Annotated in this window: 21 protein-coding genes; 15 read left to right on the top strand and 6 right to left on the bottom strand. The window is 70.7% G+C overall.

Features of this window, described 5'->3' with window-relative positions; translation table 11 throughout:
* Positions 1-103: 103 nt before the first annotated feature.
* The 3 genes from AC2A1K_RS04475 to AC2A1K_RS04465 are packed head-to-tail and all read right to left on the bottom strand — an operon-like array spanning position 104 to position 2210.
* Positions 104-877, bottom strand: a complete 774-nt coding sequence (locus tag AC2A1K_RS04475; RefSeq protein WP_483895124.1) for an enoyl-CoA hydratase-related protein — start codon at positions 875-877, stop codon at positions 104-106.
* Positions 874-1734 carry an enoyl-CoA hydratase-related protein gene (locus AC2A1K_RS04470; RefSeq protein ID WP_483895123.1) on the bottom strand — a complete coding sequence of 287 codons (861 nt, stop codon included), beginning with the start codon at positions 1732-1734 and terminating at the stop codon, positions 874-876. The genes AC2A1K_RS04475 and AC2A1K_RS04470 overlap by 4 nt, the downstream gene beginning before the upstream one ends.
* The gene (locus tag AC2A1K_RS04465) at positions 1731-2210 is read right to left on the bottom strand and encodes a nuclear transport factor 2 family protein (protein WP_483895122.1); all 480 of its coding nucleotides are present in this window, start codon (positions 2208-2210) and stop codon (positions 1731-1733) included. The genes AC2A1K_RS04470 and AC2A1K_RS04465 overlap by 4 nt, the downstream gene beginning before the upstream one ends.
* Positions 2211-2479: 269 nt before the next feature.
* Between AC2A1K_RS04465 and AC2A1K_RS04460 the strand changes: the two genes are divergently transcribed.
* The 11 genes from AC2A1K_RS04460 to AC2A1K_RS04410 all read left to right on the top strand — a co-directional run bounded on the left by AC2A1K_RS04460 (position 2480) and on the right by AC2A1K_RS04410 (position 11834).
* Positions 2480-2977, top strand: coding sequence for a flavin reductase family protein (locus AC2A1K_RS04460; RefSeq protein WP_483895121.1), 498 nt, complete (start codon positions 2480-2482; stop codon positions 2975-2977).
* 2 nt (positions 2978-2979) lie between these two features.
* Positions 2980-4116 (top strand): 3,4-dihydroxy-2-butanone-4-phosphate synthase, encoded by a 1137-nt coding sequence (gene ribB, locus AC2A1K_RS04455; protein ID WP_483895120.1) that lies wholly within the window; start codon positions 2980-2982, stop codon positions 4114-4116.
* Between the two features lie 48 nt (positions 4117-4164).
* Positions 4165-5319, top strand: coding sequence for an LLM class flavin-dependent oxidoreductase (locus AC2A1K_RS04450; protein WP_483895119.1), 1155 nt, complete (start codon positions 4165-4167; stop codon positions 5317-5319).
* A 24-nt stretch (positions 5320-5343) separates the two neighbouring features.
* Positions 5344-5748, top strand: a complete 405-nt coding sequence (locus AC2A1K_RS04445; protein WP_483895118.1) for a nuclear transport factor 2 family protein — start codon at positions 5344-5346, stop codon at positions 5746-5748.
* A 44-nt stretch (positions 5749-5792) separates the two neighbouring features.
* Entirely contained in the window at positions 5793-6905 is a 1113-nt protein-coding gene (locus AC2A1K_RS04440) for an LLM class flavin-dependent oxidoreductase (protein ID WP_483895117.1), read from the top strand.
* Between the two features lie 67 nt (positions 6906-6972).
* Complete coding sequence (locus AC2A1K_RS04435; RefSeq protein ID WP_483895116.1) at positions 6973-8217, top strand: cytochrome P450; 1245 nt, start codon at positions 6973-6975, stop codon at positions 8215-8217.
* Between the two features lie 32 nt (positions 8218-8249).
* The gene (locus AC2A1K_RS04430) at positions 8250-8459 is read left to right on the top strand and encodes a ferredoxin (RefSeq protein WP_483895115.1); all 210 of its coding nucleotides are present in this window, start codon (positions 8250-8252) and stop codon (positions 8457-8459) included.
* Positions 8456-9196: an SDR family oxidoreductase gene (locus tag AC2A1K_RS04425; RefSeq protein WP_483895471.1), complete on the top strand. Its 741-nt coding sequence runs from the start codon at positions 8456-8458 to the stop codon at positions 9194-9196. The genes AC2A1K_RS04430 and AC2A1K_RS04425 overlap by 4 nt, the downstream gene beginning before the upstream one ends.
* Positions 9197-9276: 80 nt before the next feature.
* The gene (locus AC2A1K_RS04420) at positions 9277-10107 is read left to right on the top strand and encodes a mycofactocin-coupled SDR family oxidoreductase (RefSeq protein ID WP_483895114.1); all 831 of its coding nucleotides are present in this window, start codon (positions 9277-9279) and stop codon (positions 10105-10107) included.
* Positions 10108-10129: 22 nt separating this feature from the next.
* The gene (locus AC2A1K_RS04415; protein ID WP_483895113.1) at positions 10130-10378 is read left to right on the top strand and encodes a hypothetical protein; all 249 of its coding nucleotides are present in this window, start codon (positions 10130-10132) and stop codon (positions 10376-10378) included.
* 157 nt (positions 10379-10535) lie between these two features.
* Positions 10536-11834 (top strand): MFS transporter, encoded by a 1299-nt coding sequence (locus tag AC2A1K_RS04410; protein WP_483895112.1) that lies wholly within the window; start codon positions 10536-10538, stop codon positions 11832-11834.
* 115 nt (positions 11835-11949) lie between these two features.
* On the opposite strand, the gene AC2A1K_RS04405 is transcribed toward AC2A1K_RS04410, so the two are convergent.
* Positions 11950-12384 (bottom strand): SIS domain-containing protein, encoded by a 435-nt coding sequence (locus tag AC2A1K_RS04405; RefSeq protein ID WP_483895111.1) that lies wholly within the window; start codon positions 12382-12384, stop codon positions 11950-11952.
* Here AC2A1K_RS04405 and AC2A1K_RS04400 point away from each other — a divergent pair.
* Entirely contained in the window at positions 12377-12901 is a 525-nt protein-coding gene (locus AC2A1K_RS04400; RefSeq protein ID WP_483895110.1) for a uroporphyrinogen decarboxylase/cobalamine-independent methonine synthase family protein, read from the top strand. The genes AC2A1K_RS04405 and AC2A1K_RS04400 overlap by 8 nt on opposite strands.
* Before the next feature lie 637 nt (positions 12902-13538).
* On the top strand, positions 13539-13925 hold the full coding sequence (locus tag AC2A1K_RS04395; RefSeq protein WP_483895109.1) for a MerR family transcriptional regulator: 387 nt from the start codon (positions 13539-13541) through the stop codon (positions 13923-13925).
* A 166-nt stretch (positions 13926-14091) separates the two neighbouring features.
* Here the strand turns inward: AC2A1K_RS04395 and AC2A1K_RS04390 are convergent, their stop codons facing one another.
* On the bottom strand, positions 14092-15825 hold the full coding sequence (locus tag AC2A1K_RS04390) for an ABC transporter ATP-binding protein (protein ID WP_483895108.1): 1734 nt from the start codon (positions 15823-15825) through the stop codon (positions 14092-14094).
* Positions 15822-17681, bottom strand: a complete 1860-nt coding sequence (locus AC2A1K_RS04385; protein WP_483895107.1) for an ABC transporter ATP-binding protein — start codon at positions 17679-17681, stop codon at positions 15822-15824. The genes AC2A1K_RS04390 and AC2A1K_RS04385 overlap by 4 nt, the downstream gene beginning before the upstream one ends.
* Before the next feature lie 187 nt (positions 17682-17868).
* Between AC2A1K_RS04385 and AC2A1K_RS04380 the strand changes: the two genes are divergently transcribed.
* Positions 17869-19221 (top strand): salicylate synthase, encoded by a 1353-nt coding sequence (locus tag AC2A1K_RS04380; RefSeq protein WP_483895106.1) that lies wholly within the window; start codon positions 17869-17871, stop codon positions 19219-19221.
* A 51-nt stretch (positions 19222-19272) separates the two neighbouring features.
* The coding region (locus AC2A1K_RS04375; protein WP_483895105.1) for an AMP-binding protein at positions 19273-21780 on the top strand (2508 nt) is incomplete at its 3' end.

Below are 21780 nucleotides of genomic sequence, written 5' to 3'. Positions count from 1 at the left end.
CGCGCGGGGACACCTCCTGCGGGTCGGGTACCGAGACGTCGGGTCGCCGCCCTTCGCCGTGAGCGACACGTGGAGCATGCCGCCTGGAGACCACGCGGTCGAGCTATCGACCGGTCCAGATCGGTCGACGCTTCTCGGCGAACGCGGCCAGACCTTCGAGCTGGTCCTTGGTTCCGGCGTAGGCCTCGATGAGCTCGTAGCGGGTGGTCAGGGCCTGCTCGAGCGACATGCCGAGGCCTCGCCGGGCGGCGTCCTTGGCCGCCTGAACGGCCAGCGGGGCACCGGCGGTGATCTTCGCGGCCCACCGCTCGGCGGCCTCGGCCAGCCCACCGAGGTCGACGACCTCGTTGACCAGACCGTACTGTTCGGCCTTCGTGGCGGGCAGTCGCTCCCCGGTCAGGATCATCGCCATGGCGATGTGATGGGGCAGGTGGCGCACCGCACGATGGATGATGCCCGACTCCCCGACGATGCCGGCCTTGACCTCGGGGATGAAGAACTGGGTGTCGGCGGCGGCGACGATGATGTCAGCGCACATCGCCAGCTCGAAACCGCCTCCGACGACGTAGCCGTGGACCGCGGCGATGAGCGGGGTGCGCAGGTGATACTGCGGACCACCGACACCGGTCAGGCCGCCCCCGAGTGCCATGCGACCGTCGCGGGCGGTGCCTCCTGAGACGTCCGCGCCGGCGCAGAAGGCCTTGCCGGCCGTTGCCGAGAGGATCGCGACCCAGATGTCGGGGTCGGTGTCGATGTCGACCCAGGCGGCGGCGAGCGCCTCGTCCATGGCGGGATCGATGGCGTTGAGCGCCGTGGGATTGTCCAGGGTCACGCGGGCGACATGACCGTCCTTGACGAACTCGATGCCGGCGCTCATTCATCTCCTCCTGTCGGTTTCCGGAACTCGGCGATGGCGTCCTTGAGACCGACCTCGCCGATCCACTCGCGCAGTTGCAGGACCGATGGCGACAGGTGCAGCAGGGCGTCCATCTCGGGGACCTGTGCCGCCGCGGTACGCACACCCATGGCGTCCATCGTCCGGTTGATCGAGAGCTTCTTGATCCGCAGGACGTCGCCGGGGATGCGGGCCATCCGCGCTGCGAGGTCCTCGACGGTGCTGATCACCTGCTCGGCAGGGACGGCACGGTTGGCCCAACCCCATTCGACGGCCGTCGTTCCGTCGATGGCGTTGGCCGGGAGGAAGGCCAGTTCCTTGGCGCGCTTCGGCCCGACGAGGGGGGCCCAGAGCGGGGCGATGTATCCACCGCCGAGAGGAAGGGCTGGTTCGCCGATGTGGGCGTCATGGGCGACGACGGTCAGGTCGCAGAACACGCACAGCTGTGTGGCACCGGCGAGGCAGTACCCGTGCACCGCGGCGATGACCGGCTTGGGGTGGTCCCAGATCGCCAGGTAGCGGTCGACGTTGCGCGCCAGCCGATCGCGGTCGGCGACCGGGTCAGCGGCCTTCGGAGTACCGACCTGGTCGATGTCGTAACCGGCGCAGAAGCCACGACCCTCGCCGCGGATGCCGATCACGGCCCCGCCGATGCGCGCGAGCCGGTCGAGGGCATCCGAGAACTCGTCGAGCATCGCGCCCGACAACGCGTTCGCCTTGTCCGGGCGGGCCAGCACGATCCAGGAGATCGGTCCGGCGTGCTCGATGCGGATGTCGTGGTAGTCCGCCGACGCGGGGTCGGGTTCATGGGTCGCGGTGACCGACCCGACGGTCGTCACGCGCGGCCGATCGGAAGCTGCTGCTTGACATGGAAGTCCACGACACCCGCTGCACGCAGCTCACGACGGGCGAAGCGCCAGCCGTCGGCGGTCTTGACCAGCTCGTCGTGGTACTGGCCGAAGAAGTGCCCGTCAGGGCGGTCCCGGGTGTATCGGTGCCATGCGTACAGCGCCGAGCGGACCGTCGCGGTGTCCAGGTCGGGGCCGAGGTCCACGACGATGTTGGACACATGATGGCTCGTAGCGGCGAAGAAGCTGCCGATGCCCGAGAGCGTCTCGCGGTAGGCCGCCCGTCCTTCGGCGCCGAAATCCGGGCCGTACGCGACGTAGCAGTCCTCGGTGAACAGTTTCGCGATCTCGTCGGGGTGGTTCATGTCGAGGTGGAACGCGTAGTCGAACAGCAGCCGGTGCACCTGCTCGATCTCGACCAGCTCGGCCACGAGCCGCTCGGTGGACTTCTGGGTGGTCGTCGTCATGTGGCGGTCCCTCCTGTTCGTGCGGGAGGAGTGGCCCGCGCCACCTCCCTGGGAGCTATCACCGGAAGCTATCTACATGTGTGTAAACGGTCAATGATCCACTCCCTGGGGACTGACCCGGGTCGACGAGCGCGGACAGTCGTTTACAAGGGCGTTGACAGTTTACACTGGTGTAGATAGCTTCGTGGCTCCGCTCACACCGACGCCGCCTGCGGTCGACGACCCGGGCTCGCGCCGACGGCGGGCAGTTCTCGAAGGAGAGGGGCCGCATGCTCGAGCTGGAGTCAGTCACCGGCGATCCGGTGCAGCTGCGCCGTGCCTACGGCTGCTTCCCGAGCGGAGTGACCTCGCTCTGCGCGGACGAGCACGGCAACCCGATCGGCATCGCGGCGAGCTCGTTCACCTCGGTCTCGGTGGACCCGCCGCTCGTGTCGGTGTGCGTCCAGAACAGCTCGACAACCTGGCCACACCTGCGCTCCTTGCCGCGACTAGGGGTCAGCGTGCTCGGCGAGACGCAGCACGAAGCGGCGGCGCGGCTGGCCGCCAAGGGCGGCGATCGCTTCGCGGAGCTGGAGCTCAGCGGGACCCCAGGAGGAGCGCTCCTGGTGCACGGCGCGGTGGCGTGGCTGGACTGCTCGATCCACGACGAGGTGCCCGCCGGGGACCACGCGATCGTGCTGCTGCGCATCCACGCCCTGGCTGCGAGCCCGGACGGCGCTCCGCTGGTCTTCCATGCCAGTCGGTTCCGTCAGCTGGCGGTGGTCTAGGGATGGAGACCATCGAACAGGCCCTCGTCGAGCTCACGGCCGGTCGACCGGTCGTGGTCGTCGACGGGGAGGGTGGGGAGGCCGGGGGCGACCTGATCGTGGCCGCGGAGTGGATCACGGCGGCGACGATGGCCTTCGTCGTGCGACACACCAGCGGCTACGTGAGCGTGGCGTTGCCCGTCGGCGACTGCGCTCGTCTGGCCTTGCCCCACGCCCACCACGGCGCCGGGGACTCCCGCGCCGCCTACCGAGTCAGCGTCGATGCCGCCCACGGGATCGGGACCGGCATCTCGGCCCGTGACCGGGCGCGCACCGCCCGGCTGCTCGCCGAGCCCTCCACGGGGCCGGGGGACCTCACTCGGCCGGGCCACGTGGTGCCGCTCGGGGCCCGGGCCGGCGGCGTTCTGGAACGTCGCGGTCGCACCGAGGCCGCGGTGGACCTGACCCGCTTGGCCGGGCTGCGCCCGGCGGGTGTGCTCTGCGAGATCGTGAGCACCCGCGAGCCGGGCCGGATGGCACGGCGCGCGGAGCTGGTCGACTTCGCCGCCGAGCACGGCCTGGCCATGATCGGCGTCAACGATCTCGTGGGGTACCGGCGTGCCACCGAGACCACCGTCGAGCGGCTCGCGAGCGTGCAGCTGCCCACGGACTCGGGGAGCGGGCGCCTGATCGGCTTCCGCGGGCACCTCGACGACGCCGAGCACGTCGCGTTCGTGGTGGGCGACCCCCGGGGACCCCACGCGCCGGTCCACGTTCACGCCGAATGCGTGCTCGGCGACATCTTCCGCGCCCGCAGCTGTGACTGCGCAGGTCGCCTCGACCGGTCGCTCGCCGCCGTCGCCGCCGCCGGGCGCGGTGTCGTGGTGTACGTGCGCTCCGTCGCCCGCCCTCCGGTCGCACAGGCCCTCGCCGCGACACGGCACCACGAGGGGCCCGTCCCCGACTGCTTCTCGATCGGCCCCGCCCCGGCCTCAGCCTGCTCGACGGCCGATCCGGCGGTCGTCGCCGCGGTGCTCAGGGACCTCGGGGTCACCTCCGTCGACCACCTGCACAACCCCGTCGACACCGCCTACTCCCTCGACGCGGCGATGGAGCCGACGCGCCGGACACGACCGGCTGCCGACAGCGCCGTCGCCTGATCCCCGGCTCCCCTTCCGGACCGTCAGAGACACGAGGAGTGCCCTCCGTTGAAGTTCAGCTTGATGCAGACCGGCGTGATCGGGCGCCGTGCCGAGATCGAGGCCGGCATGGCCGGCCAGCGCTCCGACCTCTACCAGCGCTTCCTCGAGGAGATGAAGGGCTACATCCAGCTCGCCGACGAACTCGGTTACGACGCCTACTGCTCCCCCGAGCACCACCTGCAGATCGAGGGTTTCGAGATCACCAACCACCCCGGGATGCTCGGGGCGTACGTCGGACTGCACGCCAAGCGTCTCAAGGCCGGGCTGCTCGGCTACGTGCTGCCCACCCACAACCCGGTGCGAGTGGCGGAGGAGATCGCCACCCTCGACCACATGCTGCGGGGCCGGCTCATCGTCGGCTTCACCCGCGGCTACCACGCCCGCTGGGTGGACGCCTACGCCTCGATCCGCGGGGTCGGCGCCACCAACGTGCAGCACGCGAAGGCCAAGAACGAGCAGGATGCGATCAACCGCGAGATCTTCGAAGAGTCCGTCTCGATCGTGAAGAAGGCGTGGGAGAACTCCATGTTCTCCTTCAAGGGCAAGTACTGGGAATATCCCCCCGAGGGAGGATCGGCCGGCCATCCGGGCTACGCCGAGTTCGGCGCCGGCCAGGACGAGAACGGCATCGTCCGCGAGATCGGGATCGCTCCGCGCCCCTACACCTCCCCACACCCCAAGCTGTACGGCGCCTTCGCCTACTCCATGCGCACCGTGGACATGTGGGCCCGTGAAGGCGGCAAGCAGGTCGTCTTCGCCAACGACCTCGACTTCTGCGAAGCGCTGTGGAACCGCTACACCGAGACCGCCAGGAAGGCCGGCCGCGACGTGGCGCGCGAGGACGTCGGGGCATGGGGCGGCTTCCTCATCCTCACCAACTCGAAAGAGGAGGCTCAAGAGCTCGAGGCCGAACACCGCTGGTTCTGGGACAAGTGGTTCATCCCCCATGGTCAGCAGTTCCCGAACGTCCTCATCGGCACTCCGGACGACATCTCGCGCCAGATCGAGCAGGCATACGACCGGCTCGGGTTCAACGAATGTTTCCTCATGTTCGGCCAAGGCCACCTCGAACCCGGCCGCCAGAACGAAGAACTGATCCGATTCGCCGAAGAGGTCGCCCCACGGTTCTCGACCAAGGACGAGACCGGCACATTGTCATGACACACCCATCGAAGAGAGTCGCTCATGCCCAGCACCGATGAGAACAAGGCCGTCGTCGCCCGCTTCCTGGACATCTTCTCGCAGGGCGACCCCGAGAAGACGGTCGCCGCCCTGACCGACGACATGCGGTGGTGGGTGTCGGGACGACTGGACGGGATGTCGGGGGCGTACGGGAAGGAGGCATTCCTCAAGCTGATCGGCGGGGTCGCCGACGTCTATGTCTCACCGCTGCGGATCACCCCGACCTCCATGGTCGCCGAGGACGACCTGGTCGCGGTCGAGGCCGACTCCTATGCCGAGCTCAAGGACGGCAGGATCTACCAGCCGCAATGCCATTTTCGGTTCCGCGTGGCTGCTGATGGCCGCATCTGCGAGGTCCACGAGTACCTCGACACCGAGCACGCCAAAGAAACGTTCTTCAGTTCCTGACCTCTGTCCCAGCACGACGACGTCCGTCACGAGGAGAGAAACCGATGGAGTCCGGACTCATCCACATCCCCTACATGCGCCCGGAGCGGAGCTCACGCGAGACCTTTGACTGGGCCTTGGCGAACGCACGCGAGGCCGACAAGGCCGGCTTCACCGAGTTCATGGTCGCCGAGCACGCCACCCAGAAGTGGGAGTGCATTCCGACCCCCGAGCTTGTCATCGCCGCGGCGGCCCCGCAGACCGAGCGCATCAAGTTCGCTCCCATGGCCCACCTGCTTCCCCACCATCACCCGGCCGACCTGGCGATCCAGGTGGGGTGGCTCTCACAGATCCTCGAAGGCCGCTACTTCATGGGCATCGGCGCGGGAGCCTATCCCCAGGCGTCCTATCTGCACGGCATCACCGAAGCCAAGCTCAAGGACAACCCGCGGCGGGTCCGCGAGTCCCTCGAGATCATGGAGAGAATCTGGAAGCGGGAGCCCTTCTTCTACGAGGGCGAGTTCTGGAACGCCGGCTACCCCGAGGAGATCGACGACGGCCTGGGCCACGACGACCACAAGCTGGCCGACTACAGCCCCTGGGGCGGCAAGCTCGACATCGCGGTGACTGGTCTGTCAGTCAACTCCCCCTCGATCCGGTTCGCCGGTGAGCGCGGTTTCATGCCGGTCTCCATCTACTCCGGCTCCTCGATCCTCAAGACGCACTGGAACACGTACGAGAAGGCCGCCCTGGAGAACGGCCACGCCCCCGATCGCTCGAAGTACCACGTCTCCCAGTCGGTCTTCGTCGCCGACACCGACAAGGAGGCGAAGAAGCTGGCGATGGAGGGTGGGCTCGGGTACGCGTTCGAGCGCTACCTCTGGCCGATCTGGGAGCGCTTCGGCCTGCTCGAGGGCTTCATCAACGACGTGGGAGGCAAGGCCTCCGACGTCGACCTCGAATGGATCTGCGACAACGTCTGGGTCGTCGGGTCCCCCGAGACGGTGATCGAGAAGCTGAACAAGCTCTACGAGTTCACCGGAGGGTGGGGCGTGCTCCAGGTCGAGACCCACGACTACATGGACGACCCGTCGCCGTGGTTCCAGTCTCTCCGCCTCATTGCCCAGGAGGTCGCCCCGAAGATCCAGCTGCCGTTCAGCGTGTCCGCGTCGGCATGAGCGCCTCGGCCTGAACTCGTCGACCGGGCACGGGTCGACCACGGCCCGTGCCCCGTGTCGGTGACCCATGACCCCCAAGAAGGTGCGCATCATGCCGACCCTGCCCTGCCACATCCCCGGTATCCTCACCCCCGAGTTCGAGCAGGATCCGTACCACTCGTACAGCCTCATGCGCCAAGATGCGCCGCTGTATCACGACGAACAGCTCCAGGCCTATGTGCTGAGCCGCTACGTGGACGTGGCCCGGGCGTTCAAGGATCCGGTGTTCACCAACCGGAACTACGAATGGCAACTCGAACCGGTGCACGGACGGACCATCGTGCAAATGGACGGCCGTGAGCACGCCACCAAGCGAGCGATCGTTGCACCCTCGTTCCGACCGAAGGCGATCACGGGTCGCCTGACCTCGATCATCGAGAGTAATGCGGTCCGTCTGGTCGAGGACTTCGTGGCTCGCGGGAGCTGCGAGTACTCCGCCGAGTTCGCCCGACTGTATCCGATCAATGTCACTGCCGACATGATGGGCCTTCCGGTCGAGGACCTCGAGACCTTTCGCGGCTGGTACACCGCGATCATCGATTTCCTCGGCAACCTGACCGGCGACGAGGCGGTGGCGAAGGCGGGCCTCCGAGCGCGCGACGCCATGGCCGACTACATGATGCCGGTCATCGCCGCGCGGCGACGAGAGCCCGGCGACGACCTGCTCTCGACGCTGTGCACCGCCGAGGTCGACGGCGTGCAGATGTCCGACGAGGAGATCAAGTCGTTCGCGAGCCTCCTCCTCACCGCCGGTGGGGAGACCACGGACAAGGTCCTGACGAGCCTCGTGACGAAACTGGTCGAGCACCCCGACCAGCTCGCCGATGTCCGGCGCGACCGATCGCTGATACCCGCGGCGCTGGCCGAGACCCTGCGGACGGCGCCGCCGCTGCACATGGTGATGCGGCAGGTCGCCGCGGACGTCGAGATCGCCGGCGGCACCATTCCCGAAGGCAGCACCGTGATCTGCCTGATCGCGTCGGCCAACCGCGATCCCGAAGTCTTCGCCCGGCCCGACGAGTTCGACATCCACCGCCCCGAGGTCGACGCCTCCCGGGAGTTCTCCGGGGCCTCCAAGCAACTGGCCTTCGTGCACGGTCGCCACTTCTGCGTCGGGTCTCTGCTGGCGAAGCAGGAGGTCGATGTCGGGATCAACGTGCTGCTCGACCGTACCTCGGACATCCGCCTTCAGGATGGGTTCGTGCCGGTCGAGGAAGGCGTGTTCACCCGCGCTCCGCGCAAGCTCCTCCTGGACCTGACACCCGGAGCGTGACCATGGAACACGAGTCCGTCGCGAAGGTGGCCGTGGACCGGGACCGCTGCGTCTTCACGCTGCAGTGCACCTACTACGCACCCGCGGTCTTCGACGTCGACGACAACGGCGAGATGACGCATCTCGAAGACATCGTTAGCGACGCCGATGCGGCCGCAGTCCGCCGTGCTGCCGAGCTGTGCCCGTCCGCCGCGATCACGCTCGTCCGACCGGCCGACGAGCACCAGGGAGACCGTCCATGACACGACTCGAGGGCAAGGTCGCGCTGATCAGCGGGGGCGCGCGAGGGATGGGCGCATCCCACGCGCGAGCCGTCGTTCGCGAGGGTGGCTGTGTCGTCGCCGGGGATGTGCTCGGAGACGAAGGCCGCGCGCTCACCGACGAGCTCGGGGACGCGGCCCGGTTCGCCGAGCTGGACGTGACCCGTGAGGCGGACTGGGCGCGCGCCGTCGAACTGGCCGTCACCACGTTCGGCAAGCTCGACGTTCTGGTCAACAACGCCGGGATCTGCACCGTCGGCAGCCTGTTCGACTACACCGCCGACGACTGGAACCGCATTCTCTCGATCAACCTGACCGGACAGTTCCTCGGCATCAAGAGTGCGGTCGGTGCGCTCGTCGAGGCCGCCCCGTCGTCGATCGTCAATGTCTCCTCGACCCAGGGCATCGAGGGCATCTCCGAGCTGCACGGCTACACGGCCTCGAAGTTCGGCGTTCGCGGTCTGACCAAGTCCGTGGCCCTCGAGCTCGCCGACCGAGGGGTCAGGGCCAACGCCATCTGCCCCGGGACCATCGCGACCCCGATGAACGAGGGCCTCGACGTCAGCGGCTTCAACCCGATGAAGCGTAAGGCTGATCCCGACGAGGTTTCGTCCCTGGTGGTCTATCTCGCCAGCGACGAGTCCTCCTTCATCAGCGGAACCGAAATCGTGATCGACGGCGGGGAGCTCGCCGGTCACGGGCCGCTGGTCGCCACCTGACAGTCGTTGTCCCCTTCTCGCCCGCCAGGACGCGCCGGGGTCCGAGCGGCGCAGAGCTCGCCCACGATCAAGGAGGAACCATGGGAGCAATGGACGGGAAGGTCGCGTTCGTCACGGGTGCCGCGCGGGGCCAGGGCCGCAGCCACGCGGTACGACTCGCCCAGGAAGGCGCCGACATCATCGCCGTCGACATCTGCGAGCAGATCCCGACGGTTGAAATCCCGATGGCGACCAGGGACGACCTGGACGACACCGTCCGGCTCGTGGAGAAGCTTGACCGACGAATCGTGGCGAGCGTCGCCGACGTCCGCGACGGGGTCGCCCTGCGCGGGACCGTCGAGAGCGCCGTGGAGGAACTGGGACGGCTCGATATCGTCTGCGCGAACGCGGGCGTGTACGCGTTGACGCTCGACGAGCCGACGGACCCCGCCGCGAGGCGCCGGTTCTGGCAGGACACGGTCGACGTCAACCTCACCGGCGTCTGGAACACCGTCGAGGCAGCTGCTCCCACGATGGTCGAGGCCGGGCGGGGCGGCGCCATCGTGCTCACCGCGTCCACCGCCGCGTCGAAATCCGCCGCGAACGACAGCCTGGCGATGAACGCCTACACGGCGGCCAAGCACGGCGTGGTCGGGCTGATGCGCAACCTGGCCGTCGACCTCGCGCCGCACAGCATCCGCGTGAACACGGTGCACCCCACCGGAGTGCACACACCGATGGTCGAGAACGCGGTGGTCGAGAAGTACATGGCCGAGAACGCGGGGTTCGCCAAGCTCGTGCTCAACTCGCTTCCGGTCGACGCCGTCGACCCCGTCGACATCAGCAACGCCGTCGTCTGGTTGGCATCCGACGCGGCTCGGTATGTGACCGGGGTGCAGCTCCCCGTCGACGCGGGCTTCCTCGTCAAGTAGCCGGCGGACGTGAGGGAGTTCCGTGGTCACCGACGTCACCGACGTCACCGACGTCACCGGCGAGCGCACCCTGACCACGCTGCTCGCCCACCGGGCGGCCGCACGTTCCTCCGCCTCGGCACTCGTCACCCATCGAGAGAGCGTGACGTTCGAGCAGCCGGCCACCACCGGTGCGCTGGCGGTCGAGCGCGCCCTGGCGACCACCGATCCGGTCCTGGTCATCACCCCTGCGGGACCTGCCGAGACCTACCGCCTGCGCGAGCTCGACTGAGCCCGCCCTCGGCCCCCTTCGTGCGCTTCCGCGAACGAGAGAGGAATTCCTCCCCATGAGCGTCGACGAAGGGGGCGACGTGGCTGAGACGTCCGCCGCGAGCTCGTCCGGTGCAGCAGGTGCTCCTCCACGGCATGCGCCGAACGAGGGTGGACGCGTGATCGACGTCCGGGCGTCTCGCCGCGCACTGGTCGCGGGGTCGCTCGGCAACCTCGTCGAGTGGTACGAGTATGCCCTCTACGGCTACATGGCCCCGATCATCGCGGTGCTGTTCTTCCCCACCCAGGACGACGTGGCAGGCCTCCTGGCCACGTTCTCCTTGTTCGCCCTGGCCTTCTTCCTCCGGCCCGTCGGCGCCGGGCTCTTCGGGCGCTTGGCCGACCGCCGCGGTCGGCGGCCGGTGCTCGTGCTGATCATCGTGACGATGTCGGCCGCAACGGCGCTGATCGGCCTCCTGCCCACGCACGCGCAGATCGGGGTCTGGGCTCCCCTGCTGCTCACCGCGCTGCGAGTGGTTCAGGGGCTCGCAGCGGGCGGCGAGTTCGGCGGCGCGGTCTCGCTGATGGCCGAGTACGCCCCACCACGGAAGCGCGGAATCTACGGATCGTGGTCGTTCTTCACGACGGTCGCCGGGTTCGTGGCGGGAGCCGGCATGGCGACGCTCCTGATCGCGGTGTTCGACCAGGGCGCGTTGGTGTCGTGGGGATGGCGGATCGGGTTCCTGGTGGCGGCCCCGCTCGGTCTGGTGGCGCTCTACATGCGGCTTCGCGTGGACGAGACTCCGTCATTCGTCGCCACCGCGAGCGGGCACGACGACCTGGGCCTGACCGCTGAGAGCTCGTCGCCGACGGCCGGTGTCCTGGTCCGCCAGGTGCTCCCGACCGTCGGCGTCGTGGTCGTCTACTCCTGCACGGGCTACACGTTCATGGTGCTGATGCCGACCTACCTGTCGAAGACGCTGCAGATGCCACTGGCTCAGTCGTACGTACTGACATTGATCAACGGCTCGGTCGCGGCGCTCGTCGTGCCGTTCGCGGGCGCGTGGTCCGATCGCGTGGGACGGGCACCCGTCATGCTCGTCGGCACGATCGCCACCGTGTTGTTGTCCTACCCGCTGTTTCTGATGCTGGGAAGCGGCTTCACGCTCGCGCTGGCGGCGCTGGTGATCGCGGGGGTGCTGATCGGCCTCGTCGGCGGCCCTCTACCGGCCCTGCTCTCCGAGCGATTCCCCACGCGGAGTCGAGTGACCGGAGTCTCGCTGGCTTACGCGCTGTCCGTAGCGATCTTCGGTGGCACCGCGCCCTTCATCATCACAGGACTGGTCTCCGCCACCGGTGATCCTCTGGCCGCCGCGTACTACACGATCCTCTGTTCCCTGATCACCCTCGCGACCCTGCTCGCGATGCGCGGTCGATCGATAGCGACCTCGCACCTCGAGCCTCTTCGGAACCAATGACATCTCGTGCCGGGTCACGACAGACGACGCCGGAACGTCACAGCCCTTCACGCGGGCCACCGCGGCGCGCCGGTCGTGCCGCCCCTGTCCCGACTCCTACCGCACCTCGTGGCAGTCACAGACGGTGATCGGGTACGACGTGGGCGGCGTGGTCCCCGGCGGTGCGGGTGCGGTCGGGGTGGGACGCGGCGACGGCGGCGGCCAGGGCGTCGAGCACTGCGCTGTGGACCAGGCGGCTGGCCCGGGCCTCGATCTGATGGCGGGTCTCGGGGGAGCCGGCGACGAGAGCTTGGTCGCAGAGCTCGGTCAGCGGCGACCGGAAGAAGCCGGTGACGGCCACGGTGGCGACCCCGGCCTCCCGCGCCGCGGCAGTGGCGGCGAGGGTCTCGCGGGTCTGTCCGGTGTGACTGATCGCGAGACACACCGCACCGGGGCGCAGCAGCCGGGCGCTCACGTGCTGCACGTGGGCGTCGGCGGGAGCCTCGGCGAGCAGCCCGATCCCACGCAGCCGGTAGGCCGCGTCCAGCGCGAGGGGCGCCGAAGTGCCCACGCCGACGACGAGGACGTGCTCGGCACGTCCAAGGAGCTCGGCCGCAGTCCGGAACGCGGACGGCGAGCAGGGCAAGATCGGCTACGCGACCTACGTCAAGGAACGGCTGTCCAGCTTCGACGGCGAGGCCGGCACGCTCACCCTGGCCGATCTCGAGGACTACCCCGAGCTCACCGCGGAACTCGCCGACCTGCGCGCCGCGGTCGACATCGCCGGGTCCGCCGCGCCGGAGGAGATCGTCGTCAACGCCGCCTCGCCCGGCGTCATCGCGATCTACCTCGCGGATCGGCACTACGGCTCCCATGAGGTCTACCTCGACGCGCTCGCCGATGCCATGCGCACCGAGTACGAGGCGATCGTGGACGCCGGGTTCCTCCTGCAGATCGACTGCCCGGACCTCGCGACGGGCCGCCACGCCCAGTACGCCGACGCCTCGATCGAGGACTTCCGCCGCGCGATCGCCGGGCACGTGGAGGCCATCAACACCGCGACGACCGGCAGTCGGTGCCGGCGATGACCCGCTCCACCCCGACGATCTCGGCGTAACGCACGTCTGCTGGGGCACCTACATCTCCCCGCACCACCGCGACGTCGAAAGGGTCGGGGTGGCCCCGGAGGTCAGCTCGCGCGCCCGGGCCCGCTCGCTGCTGCTGAGCTCTTCACCGTCGAGGAGCAGACGAGTGGCGACGAACGGGATGATCCCCGGCCGACACGCCTGGTCCGACCCGGACAACCGTCGAGGACGACGACGGGGACGCGCGCGGTGCGCTCGACGAGGGCTCAGAAAATCTCCTCCCGGCGCGCTAGACATTGCCACGTTGCCGGGTGTACCTTCCGGGTCGTTCCAGCGAAGAGAAGATCGAAGAGGCACGGGAGATCGCGCACCTGCCCGTGAAGCACGACCAGCACGTCACGACAGGACCGAGGGAAGGAGGGAGCGCTCACAGTCAGGCGTTCGAGCCCACCGCTCGGACATCCCGGCTCGTCGGAACGGATGGTGATCTTCAGTTATCGATCTTTGCCGACACCCGCGGCAGCCGCTCGTCGGTTCCTGCGGGGCCAGGCCGGCCCTCGTGCCGGCTGACAGTGTGTGAACCCAACCCCCAGGGCCCCGGTGCCACGTGCACCGGGGCCCTTCGTTCGTGAGAGGTGATATGGCTCGGGAGTCCGAGGAGGTGACCCAGCGGTTCGACGACGAGCACTACCCCGCCTACTCGATGGGTCGGGCCGCCGAGATGATCGGAGCGACACCCGGCTTCCTGCGCAGCCTGGACGAGGCGAAACTCCTCGATCCCCAACGCTCCCGGGGTGGCCATCGCCGCTACACCCGCCACGAGCTCCGGCTCGCCGCCCGAGTCCGTGATCTCCTCGACGACGGCACCGCCCTCGAGGCGGCGTGCCGCATCGTGGTCCTCGAGAACCAGCTCGACGAAGCGCGACGCGCCCTCGCCACCCAGCGCGGCAACCGCTCCGAGCGCTTCCCCACCGCGGCCACCGACGCCCCGGGGGATCGCAGCACGCAGCGCGAGGCACCCGGCTGAGGTACGCCGTGGTGCGGTGCCACACGGAGCCACTCGCCGGCTCGTGAGGTTCGACCACGCCCCGACCAGCCGGCACAGTCCGGACCGCCGCCGAGCCGCCGCCGAACCTCCCGACCGACGCGCAGCGCCTCGGATGCCCAGGTGGTCGGGGTGCCGTAGGCACGATTCACGCGCCGATCCGCCATCCGCGTGCGCGACGACGCTCCTTCCAGAACGCGGTGTAGCGACCACCCTGCGCGAGAAGGTCCTCGTGGCGCCCCTGCTCGGCGATCGTGCCGTCGTCGCCGAGCACGAGGATCCAGTCGGCGGCGACGACCGTCGGCAGCTGGTGGGCGATGACGACGAGGGTGCGCCGGGCCATGAGGGCGCGCATCGAGCGGGTCACCACCGCCGCGTTCTCGGGGTCGAGCGCGGCCGTGGCCTCGTCGAGCATGACGATCGGTGCCTCCTTGAGGATCGCCCGCGCGATCGACACTCGCTGGCGCTCACCGCCCGAGAGTGCGACGCCGCCCTCCCCCACGGCGCTCGCCCAGCCGTCGGGCAGCCGCGCGACGACCTCGTCGAGACCGGCGAGGCGGGCCGCCTCGGCGACGTCGGCGTCGGCGGCGTCGGGGCGACCCATGCGCACGTTGGCCTCGAGGGTGTCGTCGAAGAGGTAGACGTCCTGGAAGACCATCGAGAGCTGACCGCGCAGGTCGGCGTCGTCGAGCTCTCGGACGTCGACCCCGCCGACCAGCACCGCCCCGTCCGCGACGTCGGCGAACCGGGCGATCAGCGTGGTGATCGTCGTCTTGCCGGAGCCCGACGGCCCGACCAGCGCCACCATGGTCCGCGGCGCGACGCGGAACGAGACGCCGTCGAGCACGGTCCGTTCGGGGGTGTAGCCGAAGCGGACGTCGCGGAACTCGATCGCCCCCGGCTCCTCCACCGCCACCGGCCGGGCGGGCGCGGGCAGCGGGCGCTCGTCGAGGATGCTCACCACGCGCGCGAGGTCGTTGCGGGCCATCCGCAACGCCCCGGCGAGCAGGCCGACGTCGGCCAGCGGCCCGACGAACCGGGCCCCGAGCGCGATGATCGCGACGAGCACCGCGGCCTGCACCGACCCGGCCACAGCCAGCCCCGCGCCGACGACGATGATCGCCGACAGGGTCATCTGCACGGCCATACCGCTCATGATCGAGCCCGGGACGCTGGCCCACACCGACCGTCTCCCGGCGGCCCGCTGCTCGGCGATCGCGTCCGAGAAGGGCCGGTATCCCTCCGCGCCGCGGCCGAACGCGCGCAGCACCGGCTGGCGGCGGGCGAACTCGACGGCCCGGCTGCCGGCGACGACACCGGCCTGGTCAACCGCCTGGTCGGTGCGGGCGATCAGGCGGGCACTGGCGGTGAACGCGAGCGCGATCACCGGCGTCGCGACCACCGCGACCAGCCCGAGGCGCCAGTCGAGGAACAGCATGACCACCGCGATCGTCGCCGGGGTGACGACGCCGGTGACCAGCGGCGCGAGCAGGTGCGCGCAGACCCCGCCGACGGTCGTGGTGCCGGTGGTGGCGCTGCGGGTGAGACGACCGATGCGCTCCGAGCTGAACCAGCCCAGCGGCAGCGTGACGATGTGGTCGCCGAGGCGGTGGTGCAGCGTGCGCAGGATCGTCAGCGCGACCGCGAAGCCCGACATGGACTGCAGGTAGTGGACGACGCAGGTCGCGACGACGGCGGCCAGCATGATCGGGAGCCATCCCGCCGCCGTGGCGGTGTCGCCGACCAGCAACGCCGAGAGGGTCGGGACGAGCAGGGCCAGAGAGAGCCCTTGCAGCACCCCGTAGAGCACCAGCCACGCCAGAAAGCGTCGCAGCGCCGGCGTGTGCGACGGACCGAGGATGGTCGAGAGCAGGGAGATCACGAGCGCTCCTCCGTCGTGGTGCCGGCGGCCTCGGCCGCGGCGTGCGCGCTCCACATCCGCGAGTAGAGCCCGCCCGCCGCCACGAGGTCGTGGTGTCGGCCGCGCTCGACGACCCGGCCGCCGTCGAGGACGACGATCTGGTCGGCGTCGGCGATGCTCGGCAAGCGGTGCGCGATCACGAGCAGGGTCCGGCCGTGCGCCAGCTCGCTCAACGCGTCCTGGATGGCGGCCTCGGCCTCCGGGTCGGCGAACGCCGTGGCCTCGTCGAGGACGAGCACCGGTGTATCGGCGAGCAGGGCCCGGGCGATCGACACGCGCTGGGCCTCGCCACCGGAGAGCACCGCGTCCTCGCCGATCACCGAGTCGTAGCCGCGGGGCAGCTCGAGGACGCGATCGTGGATGCGCGCGGCCCGGGCGGCCGCCTCGACCTGCTCGTCGGTGGCGTCCGGCGCGCCGAGCCGCAGGTTGTGGGCGACGGTGCCGCGCAGCAGCCCGACGTCCTGGAGCACGAAGCCGACGTGGCGGTAGAGCTCGTCGGCGGCGACGTCGCGTACGTCGACGCCGCCGACGCGCACCGCACCCGCCGCGACGTCGTGGAACCGCGGCACGAGGGTGGCGAGCGTCGACTTCCCGGCCCCGGACGGCCCGACGAGCGCGGTCACGGTGCCCGCGGGCAGCGTCAGGTCGACGTCCCGCAGCGTGGTCACGCTGTCGTCGGAACCGTAGGAGAACGACACCTTCTCGAACTCCACGTCGGCGCCCCCGGGGACCTGCGGCGTACTCGGCGCCGGCAGCGGCGGCGTCGCCAGCAGCGTCGCGATACGCCGGGCGGCCGCCGTCGCCTGCATGCGGCTCTGCATGCCGTACCCGAGCGTCAGCACGACGGTCGGCACGACCATGGCGACGAGGACGGTGACCAGCGCCTCGGCCGGCGTCACCCAGCCCGCGGCGACGAACCACGTCCCGCCGGCCACCGTCGTCAGCGCGATCACCGGCGCGCTGATCGCCATCGAGCTCAGCGACTCGACCCGCAGCATCGGCCGGACCCAGCCCGCGTAGCTGTCGCCGAACTCGTCGGCGACCCGGGCGAACCGCTCGTGGGCGCGGCGGGCCTGACCGAACGTCTTGACCACCGCGATACCGCCGACGAACTCGACCATCGCCGCGCCCAGACGGCCGTACAGCTCGTTCATGGCCGCCATGCGCTCGGTCATCCCGCGCATCATCCAGCCGTAGGTGGCCATGTAGATCGGGAGCGTGGCCATCGCCAGCAGTCCGAGCCGCCAGTCGAGCCAGAACAGGTAGGCGAGGCCCGCGACCGGCAGCACCGCCGCGTCGACCTCCTCGATCGCGCCGTGCGCCACCCGGTGGTGCAGGTCGTGCACGTCGTTCTGCACGGCCTTGTGCACCTGCCCGGACCCGGCGGCGGTGAACCAGCCGAGCGGGAGACGGCCGAGGTGGTCGACGATCCGCAGCCGCAGCTCGGCCTGGACTCGGACGTCGGCGAAGTGCGTGATCGTGATCGCGAGACCCGAGCCCAGCCCGCGGATCCCGAGGGTGACGAGCACGACGAGGACCGCGGCCCAGACCCCGCCGACGTCGAGCGGGCCCGGCGCGGTGAGCACCGTGGCCAGCTGCCCGAGCGCGACGTAGGGCCCGAGGGCGGCGAGTGCGGAGATCGCCTGGATGACCATCGCGATCCGCGTGGGCGTCCGGGCGGAGGCCGTCAGCTCGGCCAGCGCCGCGCGACCGGCCCGCTGCTCGGCCTTCGTGTCCGGTGCGGCGTCCGGAGCGGGCGGCTCCGGGTCCTGCTGCGCCTGCGCGGGGGTCTCCACGCTCCCGGCGACACCGGTCATGCATTCCACCTCGACTTCGACAAACAGGACATCACGGGTTAGGCGAGCCTAAGCACCGTACCGGGTCGCTCACCCTGGGTTCATCCCTCCTCGCTGTCCGGAATATCGCGGACATGAAGACCTCGACCGGGCGATGTCAGCCTTCGCCGCATCGGGACCGTCGGTCCCCCGGCGGACGGGAGCGTGGATGGCGGTCGCGACGAAGCCCTCGGTCACGCTGGCGCTGCCCGGGGCGTACGACGGTCTCGGCGTCGCCGGTCACCTCGCCCGTCTCGCCGCCCCGGGCGCCTGCGCCGTCTACGAGCGGCCCGGCGAGTGGGCGATCGGCTCCGGCACTGTCGCCGAGATCGTCCTGCGGCCCGGGTCGGTGACGGTCACGGACGCCGGCGGGGAGCGGACCACGCCGCTGCGCGACCGACCGCTGGACCTCCTCGCCGCGCTCGTCGCCGAGCACGCGCCCAGGGCAGGGGGTCGGGCCTACGGGTGGGCGGCCTTCGAGCTGGCGTACCTGCTCGCCGGCCGCGAGGACCTCCTGCCCGACGCCGACACCCCCCTGCTGCGTCTCTTCCTGCCCGCGCTCGACGTGCGGGTCACGCCCGCCGGGGTCACGGTGACCGCGACCGAGCGCGACCGCCTGCTCGCCGCCTGGGACGCGGTGCTCGCCGCGCCGTCGCCGCCGGGCCACACCGCCCGCCCGGTCACGATCGACGGGGACGCCGCCGCCCGCCGGACCTACGAGAAGAACGTCGACACCGCGGTCGGGCGCATCGCCGAGGGCGCGCTCGAGAAGATCATCCTCTCGCGCGGCGTCGAGATCCCCGACGCCGTCGACTACGTCGCCACTCTCGAGCACGCCCGGCGACACAACACCCCGGCGCGCTCGTTCCTGCTCCGCCACGGGGGCCACGACGTCGTCGGCTTCAGCCCCGAGACGGTGCTCGAATGCTCGCCGGGCGGCGCGGTCGTCAGCCGCCCCCTCGCCGGCACCCGCGCCCACGGCACGGCGCACGACGACCGGCTGCGGGCGGAGCTGCTGACCGACCCCAAGGAGATCGCCGAGCACGCGGTGTCGGTGCGGGTGGCGCAGGAAGAGCTGCGGACGGTCTGCGCGCCGGGCTCGGTGGGGGTCGCGGACTTCATGGCCGTGCAGCGGCGCGGCAGCGTCCAGCACCTCGCGTCGGCGGTGCACGGGCAGCTCGCCGAGGGCGCGTCGGCGTGGGACGCGTTCGCGGCCGTCTTCCCCGCCGTCACGGTCTCGGGCATCCCGAAGACCCGGGCCTACACGAGCATCGCCTCGTTGGACCCCGGACCGCGCGGGCTCTACGGCGGCGCCGCGATCACGGCGGATGCCGACGGCGGTCTCGACGCCGCCCTGATCATCCGCAGCGTGCTCGGGCGGGACGGCCGCAGCTGGCTGCGCGCGGGCGCGGGCGTCGTCCCCGGCTCCCGCGCCGAGCGCGAGTACACCGAGACCTGCGAGAAGTTGCGCTCCGTCGCCGACCACGTCGTTCCGGCCGACGTTCCCGCCGACCCGTCCTGACCGCCGGGCGGGCCGGGGATCCGGACCGCCGACGACCGAGGAAGCCCCTGCATGTCCGTGTCCCCTGTGTCCCAGACCGCCCCGACGCCCGCCGAGATCCGCCTCGCGGTCGCGGCCGCGCTCGACGCGGACCTCGACGAGCTGGGCGACGACGACGACCTCGTCCGCTGGGGCCTCGACTCGATCGCGATGATGGAGCTCGCCGCGGGATGGCGGGCGCGGGGGGTGGACGTCTCGTTCGCGGCGATGCTCGAGCGCCCGACCCTCGCGGAGTGGGTGCGGCTCGCGGCGGCCGGAGCACCGGTCGTGGCTCCCGAGGCGACTCCGGGGGCGGCTCCGGTCGAGCACGAGCACCGTGGTCGGGGTGAGCCGTTCGGGCTCACGGTCATGCAACAGGCCTACTGGTTCGGGCGCCGTCCCGGGCAGGCGCTCGGCGGGGTCAGCGCCCACTTCTACAACGAGTTCGACGGGCACGGGGTGGACCCGGACCGGCTGCGCGCGGCCGTCCGCGCGGTGGTGGCGCGCCACGCGGCCCTGCGCACACGCTTCCTCGAGGACGGCACCCAGCAGGTGCTCGCCACGGCTCCGGGCCCCGAGCTCACCGTCCACGACCTGCGCGAGGTGGACGCCGCCGCGCGCGAGGCGCACCTCGATCGCACCCGCGAGGAGGGGTCGCACGCGGTGCTGCCCGTCGAGCAGGGCCGGCTGATCGACGTCGCCCTGTCCCTGCTGCCCGGGGATCGCACGCGGGTGCACGTCGACCTGGACATGCTCGCGGTCGACGCGCGCAGCGTCCGGATCGTGCTCGACGACCTCGCCGCGGCGTACGCGGCACCGGACGAGGTCGTGCCCAGGGGGCACTACGGCGTCGCCGACTACCTCGCCGACCGCGCGCCGGGGGCCGGCGAGCGCGCCGCTCGCGACCGGTCGTGGTGGCACGACCGTCTCGACGACCTGCCGCCGCACCCGACGCTGCCGCTGGCCACGCCGGTCCCGGCGCCGGGTCGCGAGCCCCGCCGGGTCGTGCGCCGGCACCGGTGGCTCGATCCGGAGCAGCGGGACCGGCTCACCACACGCGCCCAGGCGCGCGGGGTCACCCCGGCGATGGCGCTGTTCGCCGCGTACGCCGAGGTGCTGGCGGCGTGGAGCACCGCACCCCGGTTCCTGGTCAACCTGCCGCTCTTCGAGCGCGAACCGGTGCACCCCGACGTCGAGACGCTCGTCGGCGACTTCACCGGCTCGACCCTCGTCACCGTCGACACGACCGACGAGATGACCTTCGCCGCGCGGGCGGGCGCCGTGCAGGACGAGACGCGGTGCGTGCTGGGGCACACCGGCTACTCCGGGGTGGAGGTCGTCCGCGACCTCGCACGGGCGCGCGGCGAGCAGGCGCTCGCCCCGGTCGTGTTCACGAGCGCCCTGAGCCTCGGCGAGTTCTACACCGACCGCGTCCGCCAGAGCTTCGGCGAGCCGGTCTGGACGATCTCGCAGAACCCGCAGGTCTGGTTCGACGCCCAGATCACCGAGCTCGACGGCGGCCTGAACCTCAACTGGGACATCCGCGACGGCATCCTCGCCCCCGGGGTGACGGACGCGATGTTCGGGGCGTATGTGGGGTTGGTCGAGCAGCTCGCGGGCCCGGACGAGACGGTGTGGGACGCCCCGGTGGGGTCGTTGTTGCCCGCGGATCAGGCTGCGGTGCGCGCGCGGGTCAACGACACCGCGGACTCCTCGATCCCCGACCGGCTGCTCCACGAGGGCCTGTTCGACTGGGCCACCCGGACCCCGGACGCGCCGGCGATCATCACCGGCACCGGCACCGACACCCGGATCACCACCTACGAACAACTCGCCCACGCCGCCCTGACCCTGGCCGGCCGGCTACGCACCCACCCCACCCACCCGGTGACACCCGGCGACACCGTCGCGGTGTCCCTGCCACGCAGCCACGAACAACTCATCGCCGTGGCCGGAGTCCTCACCGCCGGCGCCACCTACGTGCCCATCGCCCCCGACGCCCCACCCCACCGCGCCGCCGACATGCACACCACCGCCTCAGTGGTCCACACCCTCGACGAACTCCCCGACCTGACCACCCCCGAAGCCCTCGCCACCGCCCTCGACCAACCAGCACCCACCCCCACCAGCCAGGCCGCCTACGTCATCTACACCTCAGGCACCACCGGCACCCCCAAAGGCGTCGAAGTCACCCACCACGCCGCCCACAACACCTGCCACGACATCAACACCCGCCTCCACCGCGGCCCCCACGACCACGTCCTGGCCCTGTCCGCCCTCGACTTCGACCTCTCGGTCTACGACCTGTTCGCCACCTGGCACACCGGCGCCGCCCTGGTCCTGGTCGAAGAACCCCACCGCCGCGACCCCGACACCTGGCACCACCTCGCCGCGCACTGGCAGCCCACCATCTGGAACACCGTGCCCACCCTGCTCGACATGGCCCTCACCGCACGCCCACCAGACAACCCCAGACAACCCCACCAACCCCACCCACCCCACCCACCCCACCCACACGGACTGGGCTCACTACGCCACGTC

Source organism: Actinomycetospora sp. 2LY8.5 (assembly GCF_057180585.1).
This window is presented reverse-complemented; position numbering and strand designations above follow the sequence as displayed.